The sequence below is a fragment of the Bradyrhizobium sp. CCBAU 53338 genome, from assembly GCF_015291665.1.
Lineage (GTDB): Bacteria > Pseudomonadota > Alphaproteobacteria > Rhizobiales > Xanthobacteraceae > Bradyrhizobium.
In genome coordinates, this window is sequence record NZ_CP030048.1 from 3,014,452 (window position 1) to 3,032,187 (window position 17,736).

The window sequence follows — 17,736 nt, forward strand, 5'->3', positions numbered from 1 at the left end:
CATCGTGAAGGGATCCGCGGGTGGTCAGTCATTTTCTCGGCATCGACGTCGGCACGGGCAGCGCAAGAGCCGGCGTCTTCGATCGCTCCGGCAGGCTTGTCGCCACTGACAAGGCCGACATCACGCTTTGGCGCGAAGCCGGCGACATCGTCGAGCAGTCGAGCGAGGACATCTGGCGTGCCGTATGCCGCAGCGTGCGCGGCGCGGTCGGAAAGGCCGGCATCGCGCCTGACAGCATTGCCGGCATCGGCTTTGATGCCACCTGCTCCCTGGTGGTGCTGGGCAGCGGCGGCGCGCCGCTTGCCGTCGGTCCGTCCGGTGATCCCTCCCGCAATATCATCGTATGGATGGACCACCGCGCCGTCGATCAGGCCCGTCGGATCAACCGCACCGGCGCAAGAGTTCTCGACTATGTCGGCGGAACGATCTCGCCCGAGATGGAGACGCCGAAACTGCTGTGGCTTGCCGAGAACATGCCGCGCAGCTTTGCGGACGCCTGGCAGTTCATGGACCTGACCGATTTCCTCACCTGGCGCGCCACGGGGAGCCTTGCTCGCTCCGCCTGCACCGTCACGTGCAAGTGGACCTATCTGGGCCACGAAGATCGCTGGGATGCCGGCTTCTTTCGCTCGGTCGGTCTCGGCACGCTGGCCGACGAGCAGTTTCGCCGGATCGGCACCGAGATCGTGCCCGGCGGCACACGCCTGGCTGCCGGCCTGACGGCGGAGGCCGCGACCGACCTTGGCCTGAAGTCGGGCACGCCGGTTGCGGCTGGCCTCATCGACGCGCATGCCGGCGGTGTCGGCACGGTCGGGGCGCGCGGAACTGCCGGGACGGCGCTCACGCGCATGGCCTACGTGTTCGGAACGTCTGCCTGCACCATGTCGACAACGACGGAGCCGACGTTCGTTTCCGGCGTTTGGGGGCCTTATTTCTCGGCCATGGTGCCGGGGCTTTGGCTCAACGAGGGCGGACAGTCAGTCGCTGGTGCAGCCATCGACCATCTCATACAGATGCATCCCCATTCCGCACAGGCGACACAGGCGGCACGCCTGGATCAGCGGACGCTCGCCGACTGGCTCGCCTCCCAGGTGGACGCGCGCGGCGGTGCGGAGATGATCAGGGAACTGGTCGGCGAGCTTCATGTCGTGCCCGAATTCCTCGGCAACCGCGCGCCCTTCGCCGATCCCGATGCGCGTGCGCTGATCGCCGGGCTGGATATGCGCGCGGACCTGGAGAGCTTGCTCGCCCTCTATCTCGCCGGCCTGTGCGGCCTTGGCTACGGCGCGCGGCAGATCGTGCGCGCCCAGCAGGACAAAGGCATCGCCATCGACACGATCGTCGTCAGCGGTGGCGCGGCCCAGAGCCGCCTGGTGCGGCAGGTGCTCGCCGATACGACCGGCTTGACGGTTGCGGCCTCGGTATCTCCGGAGCCGGTGTTGCTCGGCTCGGCGATGCTTGGATCAGTGGCTTCCGGCGATCATGCCAATGTCGGCCAGGCGATGGAGGCGATGTCGGTGCTGGGAGAAATACATCCACCCCGCACGGCCCTGGCAACCTGGAACGACAAGCGCTTTGCGGCCTTCGAGGCCCTGCAGCAGGTCGGCCGATCGATCCGAAGCCAGCCTTAGCGATTGTAGAAGCAGAACAGGGGTTTGGTCGACGTCACCCCGGTTGCCGAAAACAGATTGCAACCCCACGCATTCTACTGTGCATGGGGTTGGTTTCACAATTTTCGGTCAGCCGCGTCCGACGAACGGCATCTTGCTGGCCATGACAGTCATGGTCAGCACGTTGGCATCGAGCGGCAGGCCGGCCATGTAGGCGACGGCATCGCCGACCGCCTTCGCGTCCATGCGCGGCTCGTGCTTGGTGGTGCCGTCGGGCTGCAGCACGCCGGGGCCGTTGACCATGCGGTCGGTCATCGGGGTCGCGGCATTGCCGATGTCGACCTGGCCGACCGCGATGTCGTACATGCGCCCGTCGAGATTGCTCGCCTTGGTGAGGCCGGTGATGGCGTGCTTGGTCGAGGTGTAGGCCGCCGAGAACGGCCGCGGCGCATGCGCCGAGATCGAGCCGTTGTTGATGATGCGCCCGCCGCGCGGGCTCTGGTCCTTCATGATGCGGAAGGCGTGCTGCGTGCACAGGAACGGGCCGGTGAGGTTGGTGTTCACCACCGCCTGCCACTGCTCGAGGCTGAGGTCCTCGAAGTTGACGGCGGGTGCGCCCATGCCGGCATTGTTGAAGAGCACGTCGAGGCGGCCGTAGGTCGCCTTCACCTTGTCGAACAGCGCGGCGATGGAGTCCGGCTTGGTCATGTCGGCGGTGACGCACAGGCTCTTGCCCGCGGGGCCGAGCTTCGCGGTCTCCTCGAGCATGTCGAGGCGGCGGCCGACCAGCACAACGGTGAAGCCGATGTTCATCAGCGCCAGCGACGCGGCGCGCCCGACACCGGTGCCGGCGCCCGTCACCAATGCGATCTTTTTTGCTTCACTCATCGTTTCCTGCCTTTTCTTCGGTTGTCAGGTTTTGGGTTCTTTTTCGTTCTTGTAGGGCGGCCGCGGAATGTTCTGGTGCGCGGCGCGGAGCGCCGCCGACCAGCGCGAACGCAGATCGTGGAAATAGGGCTCGCCCGCCTCGATGCGATGGTTGAGATCGGCCTCGCACGCATCGCTCCGCACCACCAGCACGTCGATCGGCAGGCCGACGCCGAGATTCGAGCGCATCGTCGAGTCCATCGAGATCAGGCCGGTCTTCAGCGCCTCGTACAACTCGACGTCGTAGTGCATGGCGCGGTCGAGCACCGGCTTGCCGTATTTGTGCTCGCCGATCTGAAGGTACGGCGTGTCCGTGGTGCACTCGATGAAATTGCCGGCGGTGTAGACCATGAACAGGCGCATGCGCGCGCCCTTGATCTGGCCGCCGAACAGGAAGGAGACGTCGAAGGACACGTCCTCGGATTTCAGCGCGGGGCCTTCGGTCGCATGCACCGCCCGGATCGCACGGCCGATGCGCTGGGCGGCCTGGAACATGGTCGGCGCGTTCATCAGCGTTTCGATCTCGCCCGTGTTGGGGTCCTCCAGCCCCTCGGTCAGGGTGGAGAGCACCGACTGGCTGATGGCGAGGTTGCCGGCACTGGCGATCGCCATGATGCGGTCGCCGGGCTTGGAGAAGATATGCAGCTTGCGGAAGGTCGAGACGTTGTCGAGGCCGGCATTGGTGCGGGTGTCGGCGATCATCACCAGACCGTCCCGAACCAGGATTCCGCAGCAATAGGTCATTTCCAGTCCCCGAACGCGTTTGCGCGAAATTACTAGCCAATTTCGGGGAGGCATGAAACCCCCGATTCCTCGGGGGAGGTCGGACGATTAGCTCTGTCGCTGCGACTGCGATTGCGACTGACCGCCGCGCCCGGCCTGCTCGACCTTGACCGCGACCGTCAGCGTTTCCGCGCCGCCGCCGTAGCGGGTGCCGCGCACCGGTGCCGCACCGAGATAGTCGAGCCCGATCGCGACGCGAACATGGGCGTCGGTGGTGCAGATGCTGTTGGCGGGATCGAAGCCGACCCAGCCGAGATCGGGGACGTAGGCCTCCGCCCAGGCGTGCCCGGCATCCTGGTGCACGGTGCCGTCGGAGCGCAGGAAGTGACCGGAGACGAAGCGTGCCGGCACGCCGCCGGTGCGGGCGCAAGCGATGAAGATATGCGCGTAGTCCTGACAGACGCCGCGCTTGAGCGTGAACGCCTCCGCCGCCGAGGTGCCGCTGTTGGTCGGGTCCTCGTCAAAGGTCATGTGATCGCCGATTTGCGACATCAGCGTGTGCAGGAAGCCGAGCATGTCGCTCTCGGCCTCACTGCGCAACTGGCGCGCGACCGCCATCATGGCGGGATTGACAGTCGTGAGGTCGGTCGTGCGCAGGAACATGTCGGCAGGAAAGCGCTCGTCGGCGCCGCGCAGCACGCCGCCGGTGTCATGGGTCTCGATCAGGCCTTCTGCCGTGATCCTGATATCGCTGACAGGCCCGCAGGACAGCACATGGGTGACGTTGCCGAACGCGTCCTCGTGCATGTCGAGCTTGGTGTCGGTCGAGACGTCGATCTGCCATTCCGCCACATATTGCCCGTCATGGCTGCACGGCGTCATGCGCAGGATCTGGATCACGCTCGTCGCCGCCGGCTCGTAGCGATAGCTCGTGGTGTGCTGGATTCGCAGGCGCATGGTGCTTTGATTCCGTCAGTCCGGGTTCGCGCGGCGCGCGACCCGGAGTGACTGCGTGTATCAGATCAAATACTGCTTCGTGATGATTTCGCCCAGCCTGGAATTGTCTGCGATGAACTCCTGAATGAATTCATGCACGCCGTGCTGGAAAATGTCGTTCATGTTGCTGTGTTCCAGCCGGTTGCGGATGCCGCGGGCGTGGCGCTGGGCCGGGCCCTGGCGGCCGTAGGCGACGCCGATCTGGTCGAGGTTGCGCACGAGATTGTCGTAGCAGCTTGCGAGCGAGCGCGGCAGCGTGCCGTTGAGGATCAGCAGGTCCGCGACCAGCCACGGCTTCAGCGTCTCCCGATAGACCCAGTGATAGGCCGTCAGCGCCGACACCGAGCGCAGGATCGAGCTCCACTGATAGAAGTCGAGCGGACCGCCGACATGCTCCTCTTCGGGCAGCAGCACGTGATACTTCACGTCGAGAATGCGTGCGGTGTTGTCGGCGCGCTCCAGATGCAGGCCGAGGCGGGAGAACCAATAGGCGTCGTTGCGCAGCATGGTCCGGTAGGCCGAACCGTCGAAACGCAGGGAGGTTTCCTGCACGAACCGCAGGAATTTTGCGAGGTCCTCGCGCGTCGAGGTGCCCTTGCTCCAGACCTCCTGCAGCTCGATCCAGGCCGAGTTGATGGTGTCCCACATCTCGCTGGTCAGCGCCGTGCGCACCGAGCGCGAGTTCAGCCGCGCCGCCTCGATGCAGTTCCTGATCGAGGACGGGTTGTCGGCCGAGAACGAGAGGTAGTCGACGACGTTGTGCTCGTTGGCTTCCTCGTGGGTCTGATAGAAGCTTTCCGCGACGCCGGCGGTGAGCAGCGCGGAGTCCCATTCGTTGGTCTTGCCGATATAGGCGGCGGGAAGCGCGGTGACGCGCAAGGTCGCATCGATGGTGCGTGCGAGATACTCGGCCCGTTCGACGTAGCGGGCGAGCCAGTAGAGGTTTTCGGCGGTACGCGACAGCATCTGACTACTCGTCCAAAATCCAGGTGTCTTTGGTGCCGCCGCCCTGGCTCGAATTCACCACGAGCGAACCTTCCTTCAGCGCCACGCGCGTCAGCCCGCCCGGCACGATCGTCGTGCTCTTGCTGCCGGTCAGCACGAAGGGGCGAAGATCGACGTGGCGCGGCGCAAGGCCGGACGCCGTGCAGGTCGGGCAGGTCGAGAGCGCCAGCGTCGGCTGGGCGATGAAGCCTTCCGGCTCGCGCTTGAGCTTCTCGCGGAAGGCTTCGATGGTCGCCTTCGTTGCGGCTGGGCCGATCAGCATGCCGTAGCCGCCGGAGCCGTGCACTTCCTTCACGACGAGCTCGCCGAGATTGTCCAGTACGTAAGCCAGATCCTTCGGCTCGCGACAACGCCAGGTCGGCACGTTCTTCAGGATCGGCTCCTCGCCGAGATAGAACTTCACGATGTCGGGCATGTAGGAGTAGATCGCCTTGTCGTCGGCGATGCCGGTGCCGACCGCGTTGGCGAGCGTGATGTTGCCGGCCGCATAGGCCGACATCAGTCCGGGCACGCCGAGCACGGAGTCGGGTCGGAAGGTGAGGGGATCGATGAAATCGTCGTCGACGCGGCGATAGATCACGTCGACCCGCTTCAGGCCTTCCGTCGTCCGCATGAACACTTCGTTGTTCTTGACGACGAGGTCGCGGCCTTCGACGAGCTCGACGCCGAGCTTGTCGGCGAGGAAGGAGTGCTCGTAATAGGCCGAGTTGTAGACGCCGGGCGTGAGCAGGGCGACCGTCGGCTCGCCCGAAGCGCTATGCGGTGCGACCGAGCGGAGCGCGGCGAGCAGCTCGTCCGGATAGCGCTCGACGGGCGCCACTCTGTGGCGGGCGAACAGATCCGGAAACAACCGCATCATGATCTCGCGGTTTTCCAGCATGTAGGATACGCCGGACGGTGTCCGCGCATTGTCCTCCAGCACGATGAAGTCTTCGGCATCGACACGGACGATGTCGATGCCGGCGATGTGCACGTAGACGTCGTGCGGCACCTGCTGGCCGTTCATCTCGGGCCGGAACACCGGATTCTGGAAGATCAGATCGTCGGGCACGATTTCGGCGCGGAGGATTTCTCGGCCATGATAGATGTCGCGCAGGAACATGTTCAGCGCCTTCACGCGCTGCTTCAGCCCCTTTTCAAGCAACATCCATTCCTTGCCGGACATGATCCGCGGGATCACGTCGAACGGGATCAGGCGCTCGGTGGATTCGGAGTCGCCATAGACTGCGAAGGTGATGCCGATGCGGCGGAATAGGAGCTCGGCCTCCTGGCGGCGATACTCGAGCGCCTCGGGAGGCGTCTCCTTGAGCCAGCGTGCCAGCTCCTGATAGGCGGGGCGAAGGTCCCCCCCTGGAATATTCATTTCATCAAACGCGACTGCCATAGATCCCGACTTTGTCTCCGCTCGGCGTTGCGCCAATGGTCAGGTCGGTGAGGTCAGGTGCAGACCGCAACGTCCTGAGGCCATGCGGCAAGAGTGCATGACTTTGAGGAGGTAGCAAGGGCCGGGCCAGCGCGATAAGCAGGGAGAGAGGGCATTTGCCTGATATGGTCGGCAACGTGCCTGAAAAAATGGCTGAGGACTGCTTATTTCGGCAGCAAAACCGCGTGACTTCAACGCGTTACCTCGGCAAAGTCGGGACCAGAGGTGAGGGACTTAAGGTATGAGCGAGATCGTCACGGCGGGCATTCTGGTCATCGGGGATGAAATCCTGTCCGGCCGGACCAAGGACAAGAATATCGGCTTCATCGCCGAATACCTGACCAATATCGGTATCGATTTGAAGGAAGTCCGGGTCGTCTCCGACGACGAGCCGGACATCATCGCCGCGTTGGATGCACTGCGGCATCGCTACACCTATGTTTTCACCACCGGCGGCATCGGGCCGACCCATGACGACATCACCGCCGACAGCGTCGCCAAGGCGTTCGGCGTCGGCATCGATCACCATCCGGAGGTGGTCGCCCGTTTCAGGGAACGTTGGAGCGAGCAGGACCTCAACGAGGCGCGTTTGCGCATGGCCCGCATCCCCGATGGTGCCGAGCTGATCCAGAGCGCGACCATCCTCGCGCCCGGCTTCAAGATCGGCAATGTCATCGTCATGGCCGGCGTGCCCTCGATCATGCAGGCGATGATGGACATCGTCTCGCCCAAGCTCAAATCGGGCGTGCGCATGCTCTCCGAATCGGTCCGCGCCAATGCGCGGGAGGGCGATATCGGTAGCCCCTTGCGGGCGATCGCCGCCGCCCACCCCGACACCATCATCGGCAGCTACCCCTTCATGGACGAGGAGCAGAAGCCGAACACCAACCTCGTGGTGCGCTCGCGCGATGCGGTTAAGCTCGCATCCGCGATGGCGGCGGTGAAGGAAATGCTGGCGGGATTGAACATCACCCGCTAGCAACCTAGCTGCCGGCAGACGAAGCAGGAGACGACGATGGCTGGAGAAGCACCGGAATTGAGCGCGCAGGAGCGGGCTGGCAGGCCCTTTCCGGTGTCGTGGGATCAGTTCCACCGGGACTGCCGGGCGCTGACCTGGCGGCTCAACGAGGTCGGCCCGTTCCACGCGGTGATCGCGATCACCCGCGGCGGCCTGGTGCCGGCCGCGATCGTGGCGCGTGAGCTCGGCGTGCGCGTGATCGACACGGTCTGCATCGCTAGCTACGACCACGACAAGCAGGGCGAGCTGCAGGTTCTGAAGGGTATTTCCGAACAGGCAATGAAGCTCGGCGGCGGCACCGGCAAGGGGCTGTTGATCGTCGACGATCTCGTCGACACCGGCAAGACCGGCAAGCTGGTGCGCGAAATGCTGCCCGATGCGCATTTCGCCACCGTCTACGCCAAGCCGAAGGGCCGTCCGCTGGTCGACACGTTCATCACCGAGGTCTCGCAGGACACCTGGATCTTCTTTCCCTGGGACACCGCGCTGTCCTACCACCCGCCGCTGCGCGACGGCGCGGCGTAACTATCGTCGCTTCGCTAGCAATCAGCGGTGGAGGCGGCCATGCCCCTGCAAAACCGCGTTACCCCGACCGGCGAGATCATCTCGACGCCACATCGCGGAATGTTCACCGGCAATCGCGGCATCATCCACGATCCCGCGACGAAAACGCTGTTGAGGAAGCGCTGGTCGTCGCCGGCCTGGCTCACCTGCACCTGCGAATTCCGCGGCCGCCGCCGCGAGGTGATGGCGCAGCGAAGCTGGACCGAGCTGTTCTTTTTGGATGAGGCCACGGCCCTCGCCGCCGGCCATCGCCCCTGCTTCTACTGTCGCCGCGACGATGCCAATTGCTTCCGCGCCGCCTGGGAGAAGGGCAACCGCGTGCAGGACGTCCGCATGCACGACATCGACACGGTGCTGCACCACGAACGACTCGACCGCGGCAAGAAACGCCTGCACGCGCTGCTGATGCCGCTCGACCAGTTGCCCGACGGCGCGATGGTTCAACAGGGCGAGGCGAGCTACCTCGTCACACAGGGCAGGGCGTTGCTGTGGTCGCCGGCGGGGTATATTGCGGCGGAGCAGCTACCCGGCGACGCAACTTTGCTCACGCCGCCGTCGACACTCCGCGCACTGCATGCCGGCTATCAAGCCGTACTGCATCCGTCCGCGCAGCCCTAGAGTCGAAGCCCCGCCGTCACCCCAGCTTCTCGCGCGCCAGCGCGGCGCCCGCGCCGAGTGCCATCAGCTTGGCTTCTGCGATCTCGCGCCGCATCGGCGCCATGCCGCAATTGGTCGTGGCGATGATATTGCTCTTGGGCACGAATTTCGAGACAGCATCGATCACCTTGACGACGTCCTCGGCGGTCTCGACCGTGTCGCTGGCGACGTCGATGACGCCGGCCTGCACGATCTTGTTCTTCAAGAGCGCGAGCAGATCGAGCGGCACCTTCGAATTGCGGCACTCGATCGCGACCTGCTGGATCGGGCTGGCGTCGATCGCCGGGAAAATCTGTTCGTACTGCCGCCATTGCGCGCCGAGCGTCTCCTTCCAGTCGGTGTTGGCCTTGATGCCGTAACCGTAGCAGATGTGCACGGCGGTGGTGCAGGTGAGGCCTTGCGCCGCGCGCTCCAGCGCCCTGATGCCCCAGTCGTTGACCTCGTCCATGTAGACGTTGAAGGCGGGTTCGTCGAACTGCACGAGATCGACACCGTCGGCCTGAAGGGCCTTGGCTTCTTCATTGAGTAGCTCGGCGAAAGCGAAGGCCATCTTGACGCGGTCGCCATAGTAACGATCCGCGATCGTGTCGATGATGGTCATCGGGCCAGGCAGAGTGAATTTCAGCTTCTTCTTGGTGTGCGTGCGCGCCACGCGCGCCTCAAAGTCGTGAACGCGCCCCTTGAGCCGGAGCGGTGCGACCACCTGCGGCACCATCGCCTTGTAGCGATCCTTGCGGATGCCCATCTCGACCTTGTGGGCGAAGTCGATGCCTTCGATCTTCTCCAGAAAACCGTGAACGAAATGCTGGCGGGCCTGCTCGCCCTCGGTGACGATGTCGATGCCGGCGTCTTCCTGGATCTTCAGCCAGATCAGCGTCGCATCGCGCTTGGCGCGTAGCAGCTCGTCACCTCCAGACTTCCAGGGCGCCCAGAGCATGTTGGGCTCGGCCAGCCATTCCGGCTTGGGCAAGGAGCCGGCGATCGTCGTTGGAAACAGCATGGGTCCCTCCCGGCGGGTTGTCGTTGCGCCACTGTCTGCCATGTCTTAACGTCGAGGTACAGAACAACAAAAGTCGCTCGCTATTCCAGCGGCGATGACAGGGAAGGTGATGATCGATCTCCACTACGCGCCGACGCCGAACGGCTGGAAAATCTCGATCATGCTGGAGGAACTCGGGCTTCCCTATCAGGTGAAGCCCGTCAACATCCGCGCCGGCGAGCAGTTCAACCCCGAATTCCTGGCGATCTCGCCCAACAACCGCATTCCGGCGATCGTCGATCACGAGCCTGCCGATGGCGGCGCACCGTTCCCGGTGTTCGAGACTGGCGCGATCCTGATCTATCTGGCGGAAAAGGCCGGCCGCTTCCTCCCCAGCGATCTGCGTGGCCGCTCCACCACCATCCAGTGGGTGATGTGGCAGATGGCGGGACTCGGGCCGATGCTCGGCCAGCACGGCCATTTTGCGCTCTACGCGGCCGAGAAAATTCCCTACGCGATCGAGCGCTACCGCGACGAGGCGGCGCGGCTCTATGGCGTGCTCGACCGGCAGCTCGCCAGGACCGGCGCCTATGTCGCCGGCGACTATTCCATCGCCGACATCGCCTGCTTCCCCTGGGCCATGACCCACAAGGCGCAGGGCTTTACACTCGACGACTATCCCAACGTGAAGCGCTGGTACGCCGAGGTGCGTGCAAGGCCGCAGGTGCAGGCGGGACTCGCGATCGGAAAATTCGTGAAAGAGCCGTTCGACGAGGAATCACGCAAGATCATGTTCGGCCAGCGTGCGAAGGAGTTGTTGGAAAAGAAGTGACGGCCACCGCTCTCTCCTCGTCATTGCGAGGAGCCCTTGCGACGAAGCAATCCAGAATCCTTCCGCGGCGGCAGTCTGGATTGCTTCGCTTCGTTCGCAACGACGGTAGACAGACCGTACCGAATACATGCAAAGGAAAGCACCATGATCGAATTCTTCTTCGACTGTTCCAGTCCCTGGACCTATCTCGCCTTCCACAACATTCAGCCGCTGGCGAAGGAACTCGGAGCGGAGATCGTCTGGCGGCCGATCCTGGTCGGCGGCATTTTCAACACGGTCAATCCGAGCGTCTATGCGCAGCGGGAGAAACCAGTGCCGCTGAAGGCACGCTACATGAAAAAGGATCTGCAGGATTGGGCGCGCTCGGCGGGCCTGTCGATCAAGATGCCGCCGACGGTGTTCCCGGTGAACAGCGTCAAGGCGATGCGCGGCTGCATCTGGCTCGGCAAAGACATGGTGCCGTTCGCGACATCGGTATTCGAAGCCTATTGGGGCGACGACAAGGACATTTCGCAGGATGTGGTGCTGGCCGAGATCTGCAAGAAGGTCGGCATCGACGAGCAAAAATTGTTCGCCGGCATCTCGGAGCAGCCGATCAAGGATCAGCTCAAGGCCAACACGGAAGAGGTCGTCGTGCGCGGCGGGTTCGGCTCGCCGACGATCTTCGTGAACAAGACCGATATGTATTTCGGCAATGACCGCCTGCCGCTGATCCGCGAGGCGCTGCTGCGCAGCAAGGCGAGCGCGGCCTGATGGTGCGCGCCGTCGTCTGTCGTGCGCTCGGCGCACCCGAAAGCTTGCGGCTGGAAGAATTTCCCTCGCGCACCCTGAGGCCGGGCGAGGTACGGGTTGCGATCCGCGCTGCCGGCCTCAACTTCCCTGACGTGCTGATGGCCGCCGGCGAATATCAGCTCAAGCCCGAACTGCCGTTCACGCCTGGCATGGAAGCTGCCGGCGACGTCACGGAAGTCGGTGCAGAGGCAAGGGGCGTTTCCGTCGGCGACAAAGTCATCGTCAAGATGCGCCACGGCGCCTTCACCGACGAAGCTGTGGTGACGCCGTCGCAGCTTACGCCGATGCCGTCGACATTCGACTATGCGGAGGCCGCGACTTATCTCGCCGGGCACGGCACCGCCTATCACGCGCTGATCGATCGCGGCCGGGTCGAGCCCGGCGAGGTGCTGCTGGTGCATGGCGCCGGCGGCGGTGTCGGGTTGGCCGCTGTCGAGATCGGCAAGATGCTCGGTGCGACCGTAATCGCGACGGCGTCGAGCGACGAAAAGCTGGCGATCGCCAAATCGCGCGGTGCCGACCATCTCGTGCGCTACGACCGGGAGCCGTTTCGCGATGCCGTCAAGCGCATCACCGACGGCCGCGGCGCCGACGTGGTGTTCGATCCCGTCGGCGGCGAGGTGTTCGAGAATTCGATGCGCTGCATCGCCTGGGGCGCGCGGCTGCTGGTGATCGGCTTTACCGGCGGCATCGGCTCGGCCAGGACCAATCTGTTGCTGATCAAGGGCGCCAGCGTGCTCGGCGTGCGCGCAGGCGAAGCGGTGCGGAAAAACCCCAAGCTCGGCGAGATCAGGCTGAAGGCGCTGCTGCAATGGGCAGAGGAGGGCAAGCTGCGCCCCAGCATCTCGCACCGCCTGCCGCTGGAGGATTACGCGAAGGCGATGCGGCTGCTGCTCGACCGCAAGGCGATCGGGCGCGTGGCGCTGGTGATGGATTGACTTCTATCGTCGTCATTCCGGGGCGCCCGTAGGGCGAACCCGGAATCTCGAGATCCCGCGTTCGATGCTTCGCACCGCCCCGGGATGACGCTTGGCGTCACTTGTACTCCCGCTCCGTCCACCACGGGAAATAGTCCGGCATGTCGCTGGACACCTTGTTCTTGAACTGCGCCGGTCGCTTCTCCAGGAACGACACCACGCCTTCCTTCACATCCTCGGAGCGGCCGCGGGCGTAGATGCCGCGGCTGTCGACCTTGTGGGCTTCCATGGGATCGTCGGCACCCATCATGCGCCACATCATCTGGCGGATCAGCGCGACCGACACCGGCGCGGTCTTGGCCGCGAACTCCTTGGCGAGGGCGCGCGCGGTCGGTAGCAGGTCATCAGGCGCCACGACCTTGCTGACGAGGCGGCCGGCGAGGGCTTCCTGGGCCGGGAAGACGCGGCCGGAATAGCACCATTCCAGCGCCTGCGAGATGCCGACGATGCGCGGCAGGAACCAGCTCGAGGCCGCCTCCGGCACGATGCCGCGCTGGGAGAACACGAAGCCGAAGCGAGCGGCATCCGAAGCAATGCGGATGTCCATCGCGAGCTGCATGGTGACGCCGATGCCGACGGCCGGGCCGTTCACCGCAGCGATGACCGGCTTCAGACATTTGAAGATGCGCAAGGTCACCTGACCGCCGCCATCGCGTACCTGCGGATCGCTGTAATCGACCTTGCCGTCGGCGAAGCGTTTGACGGGCCCGCGCCGTGCGTCGCGATCAAAGGTGTCGGCACCCGAGGAGAGATCGGCACCCGCGCAAAAACCGCGGCCGGCGCCGGTGACGATGATGGCGCGGACGTTGTCGTCCTTGTCGGCGGCGTCGAACGCGTCGATCAGCTCGGCCTGCATCTGCGCGTTGAAGGCGTTGAGCTTGTCGGGCCGGTTCAGCGTGATGGTGAGGATCTGCTCGGCGACCTCGTATTTGATCGTCTCATACGCCATGGTGGTTTCCTTCCTTCTTGAGCGCAGTCTTGTAAGACGTCATGCATGCACGTCGACGTCCGTCTTGCGCGGACTGGGCATGTCTTCCTCTCCTGAGTAAGCAAACGACAACGGCCGGAGCAAGCCCCGGCCACGTCGCGGTCTGACGGTATTGGCGTCAGTGAGCTGGAGGCTTCGGCCAGGGGTTCTGTGCGCCGCGCAGGCCCTCGAAGGCCTTGGCCATGCCGAGCACGCCGATATCGTCGAAGCGGCGGCCGACGATCTGGACGCCGATCGGAAAACCCGTGGCGTCGAAGCCGCCATTAATGGATACGGCAGGGTTCTCCGACATATTCCACGGCACGGTATAGCAGATGTGCTCGAACGGCCTCATCGGATCGTTGGTGGGCGAGGCCCAGTCTGCGGCGTAGTTCACGTTCGGCGCGGTCGGAGAGATCACATAGTCGAGCTCGCAGAACAGCTTTGACGCAGCCGCGCGGATCGCCATGGTCTGGTTGAAGCCGCGGATGACGTCGACGCCCGACAGCTTTGCGCCGGATGCACCCCATTTGAAGATATAGGGCAGCACCTTTGCCTGTTCGGCCGGCGTCAGCTTCGACAGATCGTCCCACATCCGCGCCCGCCAGAAATTGTCGAGGCCGTCGAGCATCTCGCGCGTCAGGATGCCGTCGACCTCGGTGACGACGCTGCCTGCGGATTCGAATGCCTTCGCGGCCTTCACCGCGACCTCGCGGACCGGTTTTTCCGCCGGCAGTCCGACGCCGGCATCGAGCATCAGGCCGATCCGCAATTTGCGCGAGGACTTGTCCAATCCCTTCCAGTTCAGCGGCTCGGCGGGCAGGCTCATGCCGTCGCGGCGGTCGGGCTTTGCGATCACGCTCATCATCAGCGCGCAATCATCGACCGTGCGGGTCATGGGACCCGCGACGCGGCCGACATAAGTGGGATCGATCGGCACGCGGCCGAAGCTCGGCTTCAGGCCGACGAGGCCACACCAGCCCGCGGGCAGGCGCACCGAGCCACCGATATCGGTGCCGAGATGCAGCGGACCGTAACCGGCCGCCGCCGCAGCTCCCGCACCGGCGCTGGAGCCGCCGGGGTTCTTGGAGAGGTCCCAGGGATTGCGCGCGAGCGCGTGGAACGATGAGAGCCCCGAGGACAGCATGCCGTAATCGGGCATGGTCGTCTTGGCGAAGATGATGCTGCCTGCCTCACGCAGCCGCGCGGCTGGTGGCGCGTCCTTCTCGGCGGGTACGAGCTTGACGCTCGCAGCCCCCAGCGGCACGGGCACGCCCTTGGTCGCGATGTTGTCCTTCACCGTCACGGGCACGCCGTCGAGCGGGCCGCAAGGCTCGCCGCCGGACCAGCGCGCGGTCGAGGCCTTTGCGGCCTCGCGCGCGCTTTGGGGATCGAACGCATAGAGCGCCTTCACATGCGGTTCCCACGCTGCGACATGCGCGAGCAAATCGTCCAGCACCTCGCTCGGCGAGAACTGTTTTGCCCGATAGCCCGCGATCAGATCGACCGCGGACAGATCGTGCAGCGAGGTGACCGCCTCCTCGACGCCCTTCCTCTGCATTGCTAGCCCACCGGCATACGCGTTTCGATGATCCGGGCGAACATGCTGGCGCCGATCGGCAGGATCTTGTCGTCGAGCACGAAGCCGGGATTGTGGACAGGCACCGAGCCGTCATGGCCGACCCAGAAATAGGCGCCGGGAATGGTCTCCAGCATGTCGGCGAAATCCTCGCTGCCCATCTTCGGCTGGGTGCGGGTGATCACCTTGGCGGGATCGACGATCGTGCGGGCGACGTCCTCGACCACCTTGGACTGCTCGACCTGGTTGACCAGCACGTTGAAGGTGTCGCGGATGTCGACGTCGATCACGCACTGGTAGGCGCTTGCGATGCCGGCGCAGATCGTGCGGATGCGTTCGCTGACCAGGGTGCGGACTTCCTTCGAGAAGGTTCGGATGGTGCCGCACAGATGCGCGTCGCCGGGAATGACGTTGTAGGCGGAGCCCGCATGGATCTGGGTGATCGACACGACGGCGGCCTGGAGCGGCTCGACATTGCGGCTGACGATGGTCTGGATCGCTTGCGCCAGCGTGGTTGCGATGATCACCGCGTCCTTGGAGCGCTCGGGCATCGCGCCATGGGCACCATAGCCGGTGATGCGGAGGTCGAAGAAATCGGCGCTGGCCATGGCCGGGCCGGGCAGGATCGCGATTTCGCCGTGGCTGAGGTCGGGCGCGTTATGCAGGCCGTAGAGCTCGTCGCACGGAAACTTCTCGAACAGGCCGTCCCTGATCATCGCACGTGCGCCGCCGAGGCCTTCCTCGGCCGGCTGGAAGATCAGGTGCACGGTGCCGTCGAAATTCCTGGTCTCGGCGAGGTAGCGTGCGGTGCCGAGCAGCATGGTGGTGTGGCCGTCATGGCCGCAGCCGTGGAAGCGGCCGGGGATTTTCGAGCTCCATTTCAGATTGGTGTTCTCTTCCATCGGCAGCGCGTCCATGTCGGCGCGCAGGCCGATACGCTTGCCGCCCGAACCCTTGCCCTTGATGACGCCGATCACGCCGGTGCCGCCGAGGCCGCGATGCACCTCGATGCCCCAGCTCGCCAGCTTGTCGGCGACGATGCCTGACGTGCGCACCTCCTCGAAGCCGATCTCGGGATGGGCGTGGAGGTCGCGGCGGATGGCGGTGAGTTCGTCGGCGAAGCCGTCGATGCGATCGATGGTGGGCATGTGTTCCTGTCCGGTTAACGTGAAGGGGGCGTGAAAACGGGGCCGTTCGGCTTGATGCGGATTCCCGGACGCAGGCGCGTCCAGGGCAGCGAGGCGGTGTCGGCCGGCATCGCGCCGGGTGCGGCGCAGATCATCAGCTGTTCCGCGATCGGCTCGAAATCGGCGCGGAAGTGCACCGAGCTCTTGTTGACCAGGATCTTCTCCTTGGTCGGCTCGATGCCGACATAGCGATACATCGCCTGGTCGGCGAGCTGCGCCTTGTGCGAGGAAACGACGACGCGGACGTCGCCGATGCGCAAGGCTGCGGAGGGGCCCATCTCCATCTCGCGGCCGCCGTAATAGGGGCCGGGCGCGACGAAGCGGCCGTCGGAGAGGCTTTCGACGACGAAGGTCTCGGTATAGGGCTCGTCGCCTGCGATCCCTGATTTGCCGCCGAGCGAGAGCGTCACGGTGGCGCCGACGCCGGCCGCATGTGCCGCTTTGGCCGACTCCGGATCGTAGATCGCGCCGGTTGCGGCGCTTGCCTTGTTGCGCACCAGCGCGCGCAGCATGCCCGTCGTGTCGGAATCGCCGCCGGCTCCGGGATTGTCCTGGGTATCGGCGATGATGATCGGCTTGCTCGCGCTTCTGGAGAGTTCCATGGCGTGGCGCACGCCATCATCGGGCGACCAGATCTTGCCGTCGAAATCGTCCTCGTGGCTTTCGATCAGCTTGACGATCGCATCCGCTGCGTGGTCGGCGTCTTCCTGCGTCTTGCCATAGGCGAACACGCTCGGACCGCAATCGCGGAAATCGGCGGCGGGGAAACCCGGCGCGAACGAGAGGGTCGGAACCGCATCGCTCTCCAATGCGGCGAGCCTTTCGTAGATGCCCTTGGTCGGAAAGTCGTTGGTGCATTGCCAGCTGATCGCGATCAGGAACGGTATCTGGCGGAACGACTTTGCAAAGCGCTGCTTCGTCTTCAGAAGCAGGGCGAGGTGCTTTGCCGATGCCCGGCCGGTCTCGGCCATGTCGACATGAGGATAGGTGCGGTAGGCGATCAGCGCGTCCGCATGTTCCATCATTGCTGATGTGACATTGGCGTGCAGGTCGAGGCTTGCGACCAGGGGAATATCGTTGCCGATGACACGGCGCACGCGCGCCAGAATCTCGCCTTCGCCGTCGTCGAGATGCTCGGTGACCATGGCGCCGTGCAGGTCGAGATAGACGGCGTCGATCGGGCCCGCGGCGGCGATGCCGTCGACCATCACCTTCACGATGCGCTCGAAAGCGTCCTTGGTCACGTGTGCCGAGGGGCTCGCACCGCAGGCAATCGTCGGGATGAGTTCCCAGCCATTGGCTTCGGCGCTGTCGACAAAGCCGGCGAGGCCGACATTGATGCGCCGCATCACCTTCAGCACGTCGGGCCCTACGGTCATCGCCGGCCAGCCGCCGCCATGCTGGAAGTCCGCAAACGTCGCCTTCGTCGGAGCGAAGGTGTTGGTCTCGTGCAGGAAGCCGCCGACGGCGATGCGTGTCATCAACTCAAGTCCCAGGCAA

Annotated in this window: 17 protein-coding genes; 7 read left to right on the forward strand and 10 right to left on the reverse strand. The window is 64.7% G+C overall.

Features of this window, described 5'->3' with window-relative positions:
* The first annotated feature begins 20 nt into the window (after positions 1 to 20).
* Entirely contained in the window at positions 21 to 1,631 is a 1,611-nt protein-coding gene (locus tag XH90_RS13960; RefSeq protein WP_194482017.1) for an FGGY-family carbohydrate kinase, read from the forward strand.
* Between the two features lie 108 nt (positions 1,632 to 1,739).
* Here XH90_RS13960 and XH90_RS13965 read toward each other — a convergent pair whose 3' ends face one another.
* From XH90_RS13965 to XH90_RS13985, 5 genes are all read right to left on the reverse strand, one after another.
* Positions 1,740 to 2,498: an SDR family oxidoreductase gene (locus XH90_RS13965; RefSeq protein WP_194482018.1), complete on the reverse strand. Its 759-nt coding sequence runs from the start codon at positions 2,496 to 2,498 to the stop codon at positions 1,740 to 1,742.
* A 24-nt stretch (positions 2,499 to 2,522) separates the two neighbouring features.
* Positions 2,523 to 3,281: a proteasome-type protease gene (locus tag XH90_RS13970; protein WP_194482019.1), complete on the reverse strand. Its 759-nt coding sequence runs from the start codon at positions 3,279 to 3,281 to the stop codon at positions 2,523 to 2,525.
* 87 nt (positions 3,282 to 3,368) lie between these two features.
* Positions 3,369 to 4,217, reverse strand: coding sequence for a transglutaminase family protein (locus tag XH90_RS13975; RefSeq protein ID WP_194482020.1), 849 nt, complete (start codon positions 4,215 to 4,217; stop codon positions 3,369 to 3,371).
* A 60-nt stretch (positions 4,218 to 4,277) separates the two neighbouring features.
* Positions 4,278 to 5,222: an alpha-E domain-containing protein gene (locus tag XH90_RS13980; protein WP_128951022.1), complete on the reverse strand. Its 945-nt coding sequence runs from the start codon at positions 5,220 to 5,222 to the stop codon at positions 4,278 to 4,280.
* A gap of 4 nt (positions 5,223 to 5,226) precedes the next feature.
* Positions 5,227 to 6,645 (reverse strand): circularly permuted type 2 ATP-grasp protein, encoded by a 1,419-nt coding sequence (locus XH90_RS13985; protein WP_194482021.1) that lies wholly within the window; start codon positions 6,643 to 6,645, stop codon positions 5,227 to 5,229.
* A 280-nt stretch (positions 6,646 to 6,925) separates the two neighbouring features.
* Here XH90_RS13985 and XH90_RS13990 point away from each other — a divergent pair, with 280 nt between their 5' ends.
* Genes XH90_RS13990 through XH90_RS14000 form a run of 3 tightly spaced genes read left to right on the forward strand, consistent with a single transcriptional unit; the run spans position 6,926 to position 8,884 of the window.
* On the forward strand, positions 6,926 to 7,663 hold the full coding sequence (locus XH90_RS13990; protein WP_194482022.1) for a molybdopterin-binding protein: 738 nt from the start codon (positions 6,926 to 6,928) through the stop codon (positions 7,661 to 7,663).
* Positions 7,664 to 7,699: 36 nt separating this feature from the next.
* Entirely contained in the window at positions 7,700 to 8,227 is a 528-nt protein-coding gene (gene gpt / locus XH90_RS13995; RefSeq protein WP_194482023.1) for a xanthine phosphoribosyltransferase, read from the forward strand.
* Between the two features lie 39 nt (positions 8,228 to 8,266).
* Positions 8,267 to 8,884 (forward strand): hypothetical protein, encoded by a 618-nt coding sequence (locus XH90_RS14000; RefSeq protein ID WP_194482024.1) that lies wholly within the window; start codon positions 8,267 to 8,269, stop codon positions 8,882 to 8,884.
* Positions 8,885 to 8,900: 16 nt separating this feature from the next.
* On the opposite strand, the gene XH90_RS14005 is transcribed toward XH90_RS14000, so the two are convergent.
* Positions 8,901 to 9,923, reverse strand: coding sequence for a methionine synthase (locus tag XH90_RS14005; RefSeq protein ID WP_194482025.1), 1,023 nt, complete (start codon positions 9,921 to 9,923; stop codon positions 8,901 to 8,903).
* Between the two features lie 109 nt (positions 9,924 to 10,032).
* On the opposite strand from XH90_RS14005, the gene XH90_RS14010 reads away from it, so the two are divergent.
* The 3 genes from XH90_RS14010 to XH90_RS14020 all read left to right on the forward strand — a co-directional run bounded on the left by XH90_RS14010 (position 10,033) and on the right by XH90_RS14020 (position 12,464).
* Positions 10,033 to 10,734: a glutathione S-transferase N-terminal domain-containing protein gene (locus XH90_RS14010; protein WP_194482026.1), complete on the forward strand. Its 702-nt coding sequence runs from the start codon at positions 10,033 to 10,035 to the stop codon at positions 10,732 to 10,734.
* A 144-nt stretch (positions 10,735 to 10,878) separates the two neighbouring features.
* Positions 10,879 to 11,487, forward strand: coding sequence for a 2-hydroxychromene-2-carboxylate isomerase (locus tag XH90_RS14015; protein ID WP_194482027.1), 609 nt, complete (start codon positions 10,879 to 10,881; stop codon positions 11,485 to 11,487).
* Entirely contained in the window at positions 11,487 to 12,464 is a 978-nt protein-coding gene (locus XH90_RS14020; protein ID WP_194482028.1) for an NADPH:quinone oxidoreductase family protein, read from the forward strand. Before XH90_RS14015 ends, XH90_RS14020 begins: the two co-directional genes overlap by 1 nt.
* 97 nt (positions 12,465 to 12,561) lie before the next feature.
* Here the strand turns inward: XH90_RS14020 and XH90_RS14025 are convergent, their stop codons facing one another.
* The 4 genes from XH90_RS14025 to XH90_RS14040 all read right to left on the reverse strand — a co-directional run bounded on the left by XH90_RS14025 (position 12,562) and on the right by XH90_RS14040 (position 17,717).
* Entirely contained in the window at positions 12,562 to 13,452 is an 891-nt protein-coding gene (locus XH90_RS14025) for a crotonase/enoyl-CoA hydratase family protein (protein WP_194482029.1), read from the reverse strand.
* 157 nt (positions 13,453 to 13,609) lie between these two features.
* The gene (locus XH90_RS14030; protein WP_194482030.1) at positions 13,610 to 15,031 is read right to left on the reverse strand and encodes an amidase; all 1,422 of its coding nucleotides are present in this window, start codon (positions 15,029 to 15,031) and stop codon (positions 13,610 to 13,612) included.
* A 2-nt stretch (positions 15,032 to 15,033) separates the two neighbouring features.
* Positions 15,034 to 16,197: a M20 aminoacylase family protein gene (locus XH90_RS14035; RefSeq protein WP_194482031.1), complete on the reverse strand. Its 1,164-nt coding sequence runs from the start codon at positions 16,195 to 16,197 to the stop codon at positions 15,034 to 15,036.
* Between the two features lie 14 nt (positions 16,198 to 16,211).
* Positions 16,212 to 17,717 carry a M81 family metallopeptidase gene (locus tag XH90_RS14040; RefSeq protein WP_194482032.1) on the reverse strand — a complete coding sequence of 502 codons (1,506 nt, stop codon included), beginning with the start codon at positions 17,715 to 17,717 and terminating at the stop codon, positions 16,212 to 16,214.
* Positions 17,718 to 17,736: the final 19 nt, after the last annotated feature.

Coding starts and splice junctions, on each gene's coding strand:
- XH90_RS14040 (WP_194482032.1), bottom strand. CDS start 17,717: ATGACACGCATCGCCGTCGGCGGCTTCCTGCACGAGACCAACACCTTC.
- XH90_RS13980 (WP_128951022.1), bottom strand. CDS start 5,222: ATGCTGTCGCGTACCGCCGAAAACCTCTACTGGCTCGCCCGCTACGTC.
- XH90_RS14015 (WP_194482027.1), top strand. CDS start 10,879: ATGATCGAATTCTTCTTCGACTGTTCCAGTCCCTGGACCTATCTCGCC.
- gpt (WP_194482023.1), top strand. CDS start 7,700: ATGGCTGGAGAAGCACCGGAATTGAGCGCGCAGGAGCGGGCTGGCAGG.
- XH90_RS13970 (WP_194482019.1), bottom strand. CDS start 3,281: ATGACCTATTGCTGCGGAATCCTGGTTCGGGACGGTCTGGTGATGATC.
- XH90_RS13985 (WP_194482021.1), bottom strand. CDS start 6,645: ATGGCAGTCGCGTTTGATGAAATGAATATTCCAGGGGGGGACCTTCGC.
- XH90_RS14025 (WP_194482029.1), bottom strand. CDS start 13,452: ATGGCGTATGAGACGATCAAATACGAGGTCGCCGAGCAGATCCTCACC.
- XH90_RS14035 (WP_194482031.1), bottom strand. CDS start 16,197: ATGCCCACCATCGATCGCATCGACGGCTTCGCCGACGAACTCACCGCC.
- XH90_RS13975 (WP_194482020.1), bottom strand. CDS start 4,217: ATGCGCCTGCGAATCCAGCACACCACGAGCTATCGCTACGAGCCGGCG.
- XH90_RS14020 (WP_194482028.1), top strand. CDS start 11,487: ATGGTGCGCGCCGTCGTCTGTCGTGCGCTCGGCGCACCCGAAAGCTTG.
- XH90_RS14005 (WP_194482025.1), bottom strand. CDS start 9,923: ATGCTGTTTCCAACGACGATCGCCGGCTCCTTGCCCAAGCCGGAATGG.
- XH90_RS14030 (WP_194482030.1), bottom strand. CDS start 15,031: ATGCAGAGGAAGGGCGTCGAGGAGGCGGTCACCTCGCTGCACGATCTG.
- XH90_RS13965 (WP_194482018.1), bottom strand. CDS start 2,498: ATGAGTGAAGCAAAAAAGATCGCATTGGTGACGGGCGCCGGCACCGGT.
- XH90_RS14000 (WP_194482024.1), top strand. CDS start 8,267: ATGCCCCTGCAAAACCGCGTTACCCCGACCGGCGAGATCATCTCGACG.
- XH90_RS13990 (WP_194482022.1), top strand. CDS start 6,926: ATGAGCGAGATCGTCACGGCGGGCATTCTGGTCATCGGGGATGAAATC.
- XH90_RS14010 (WP_194482026.1), top strand. CDS start 10,033: ATGATCGATCTCCACTACGCGCCGACGCCGAACGGCTGGAAAATCTCG.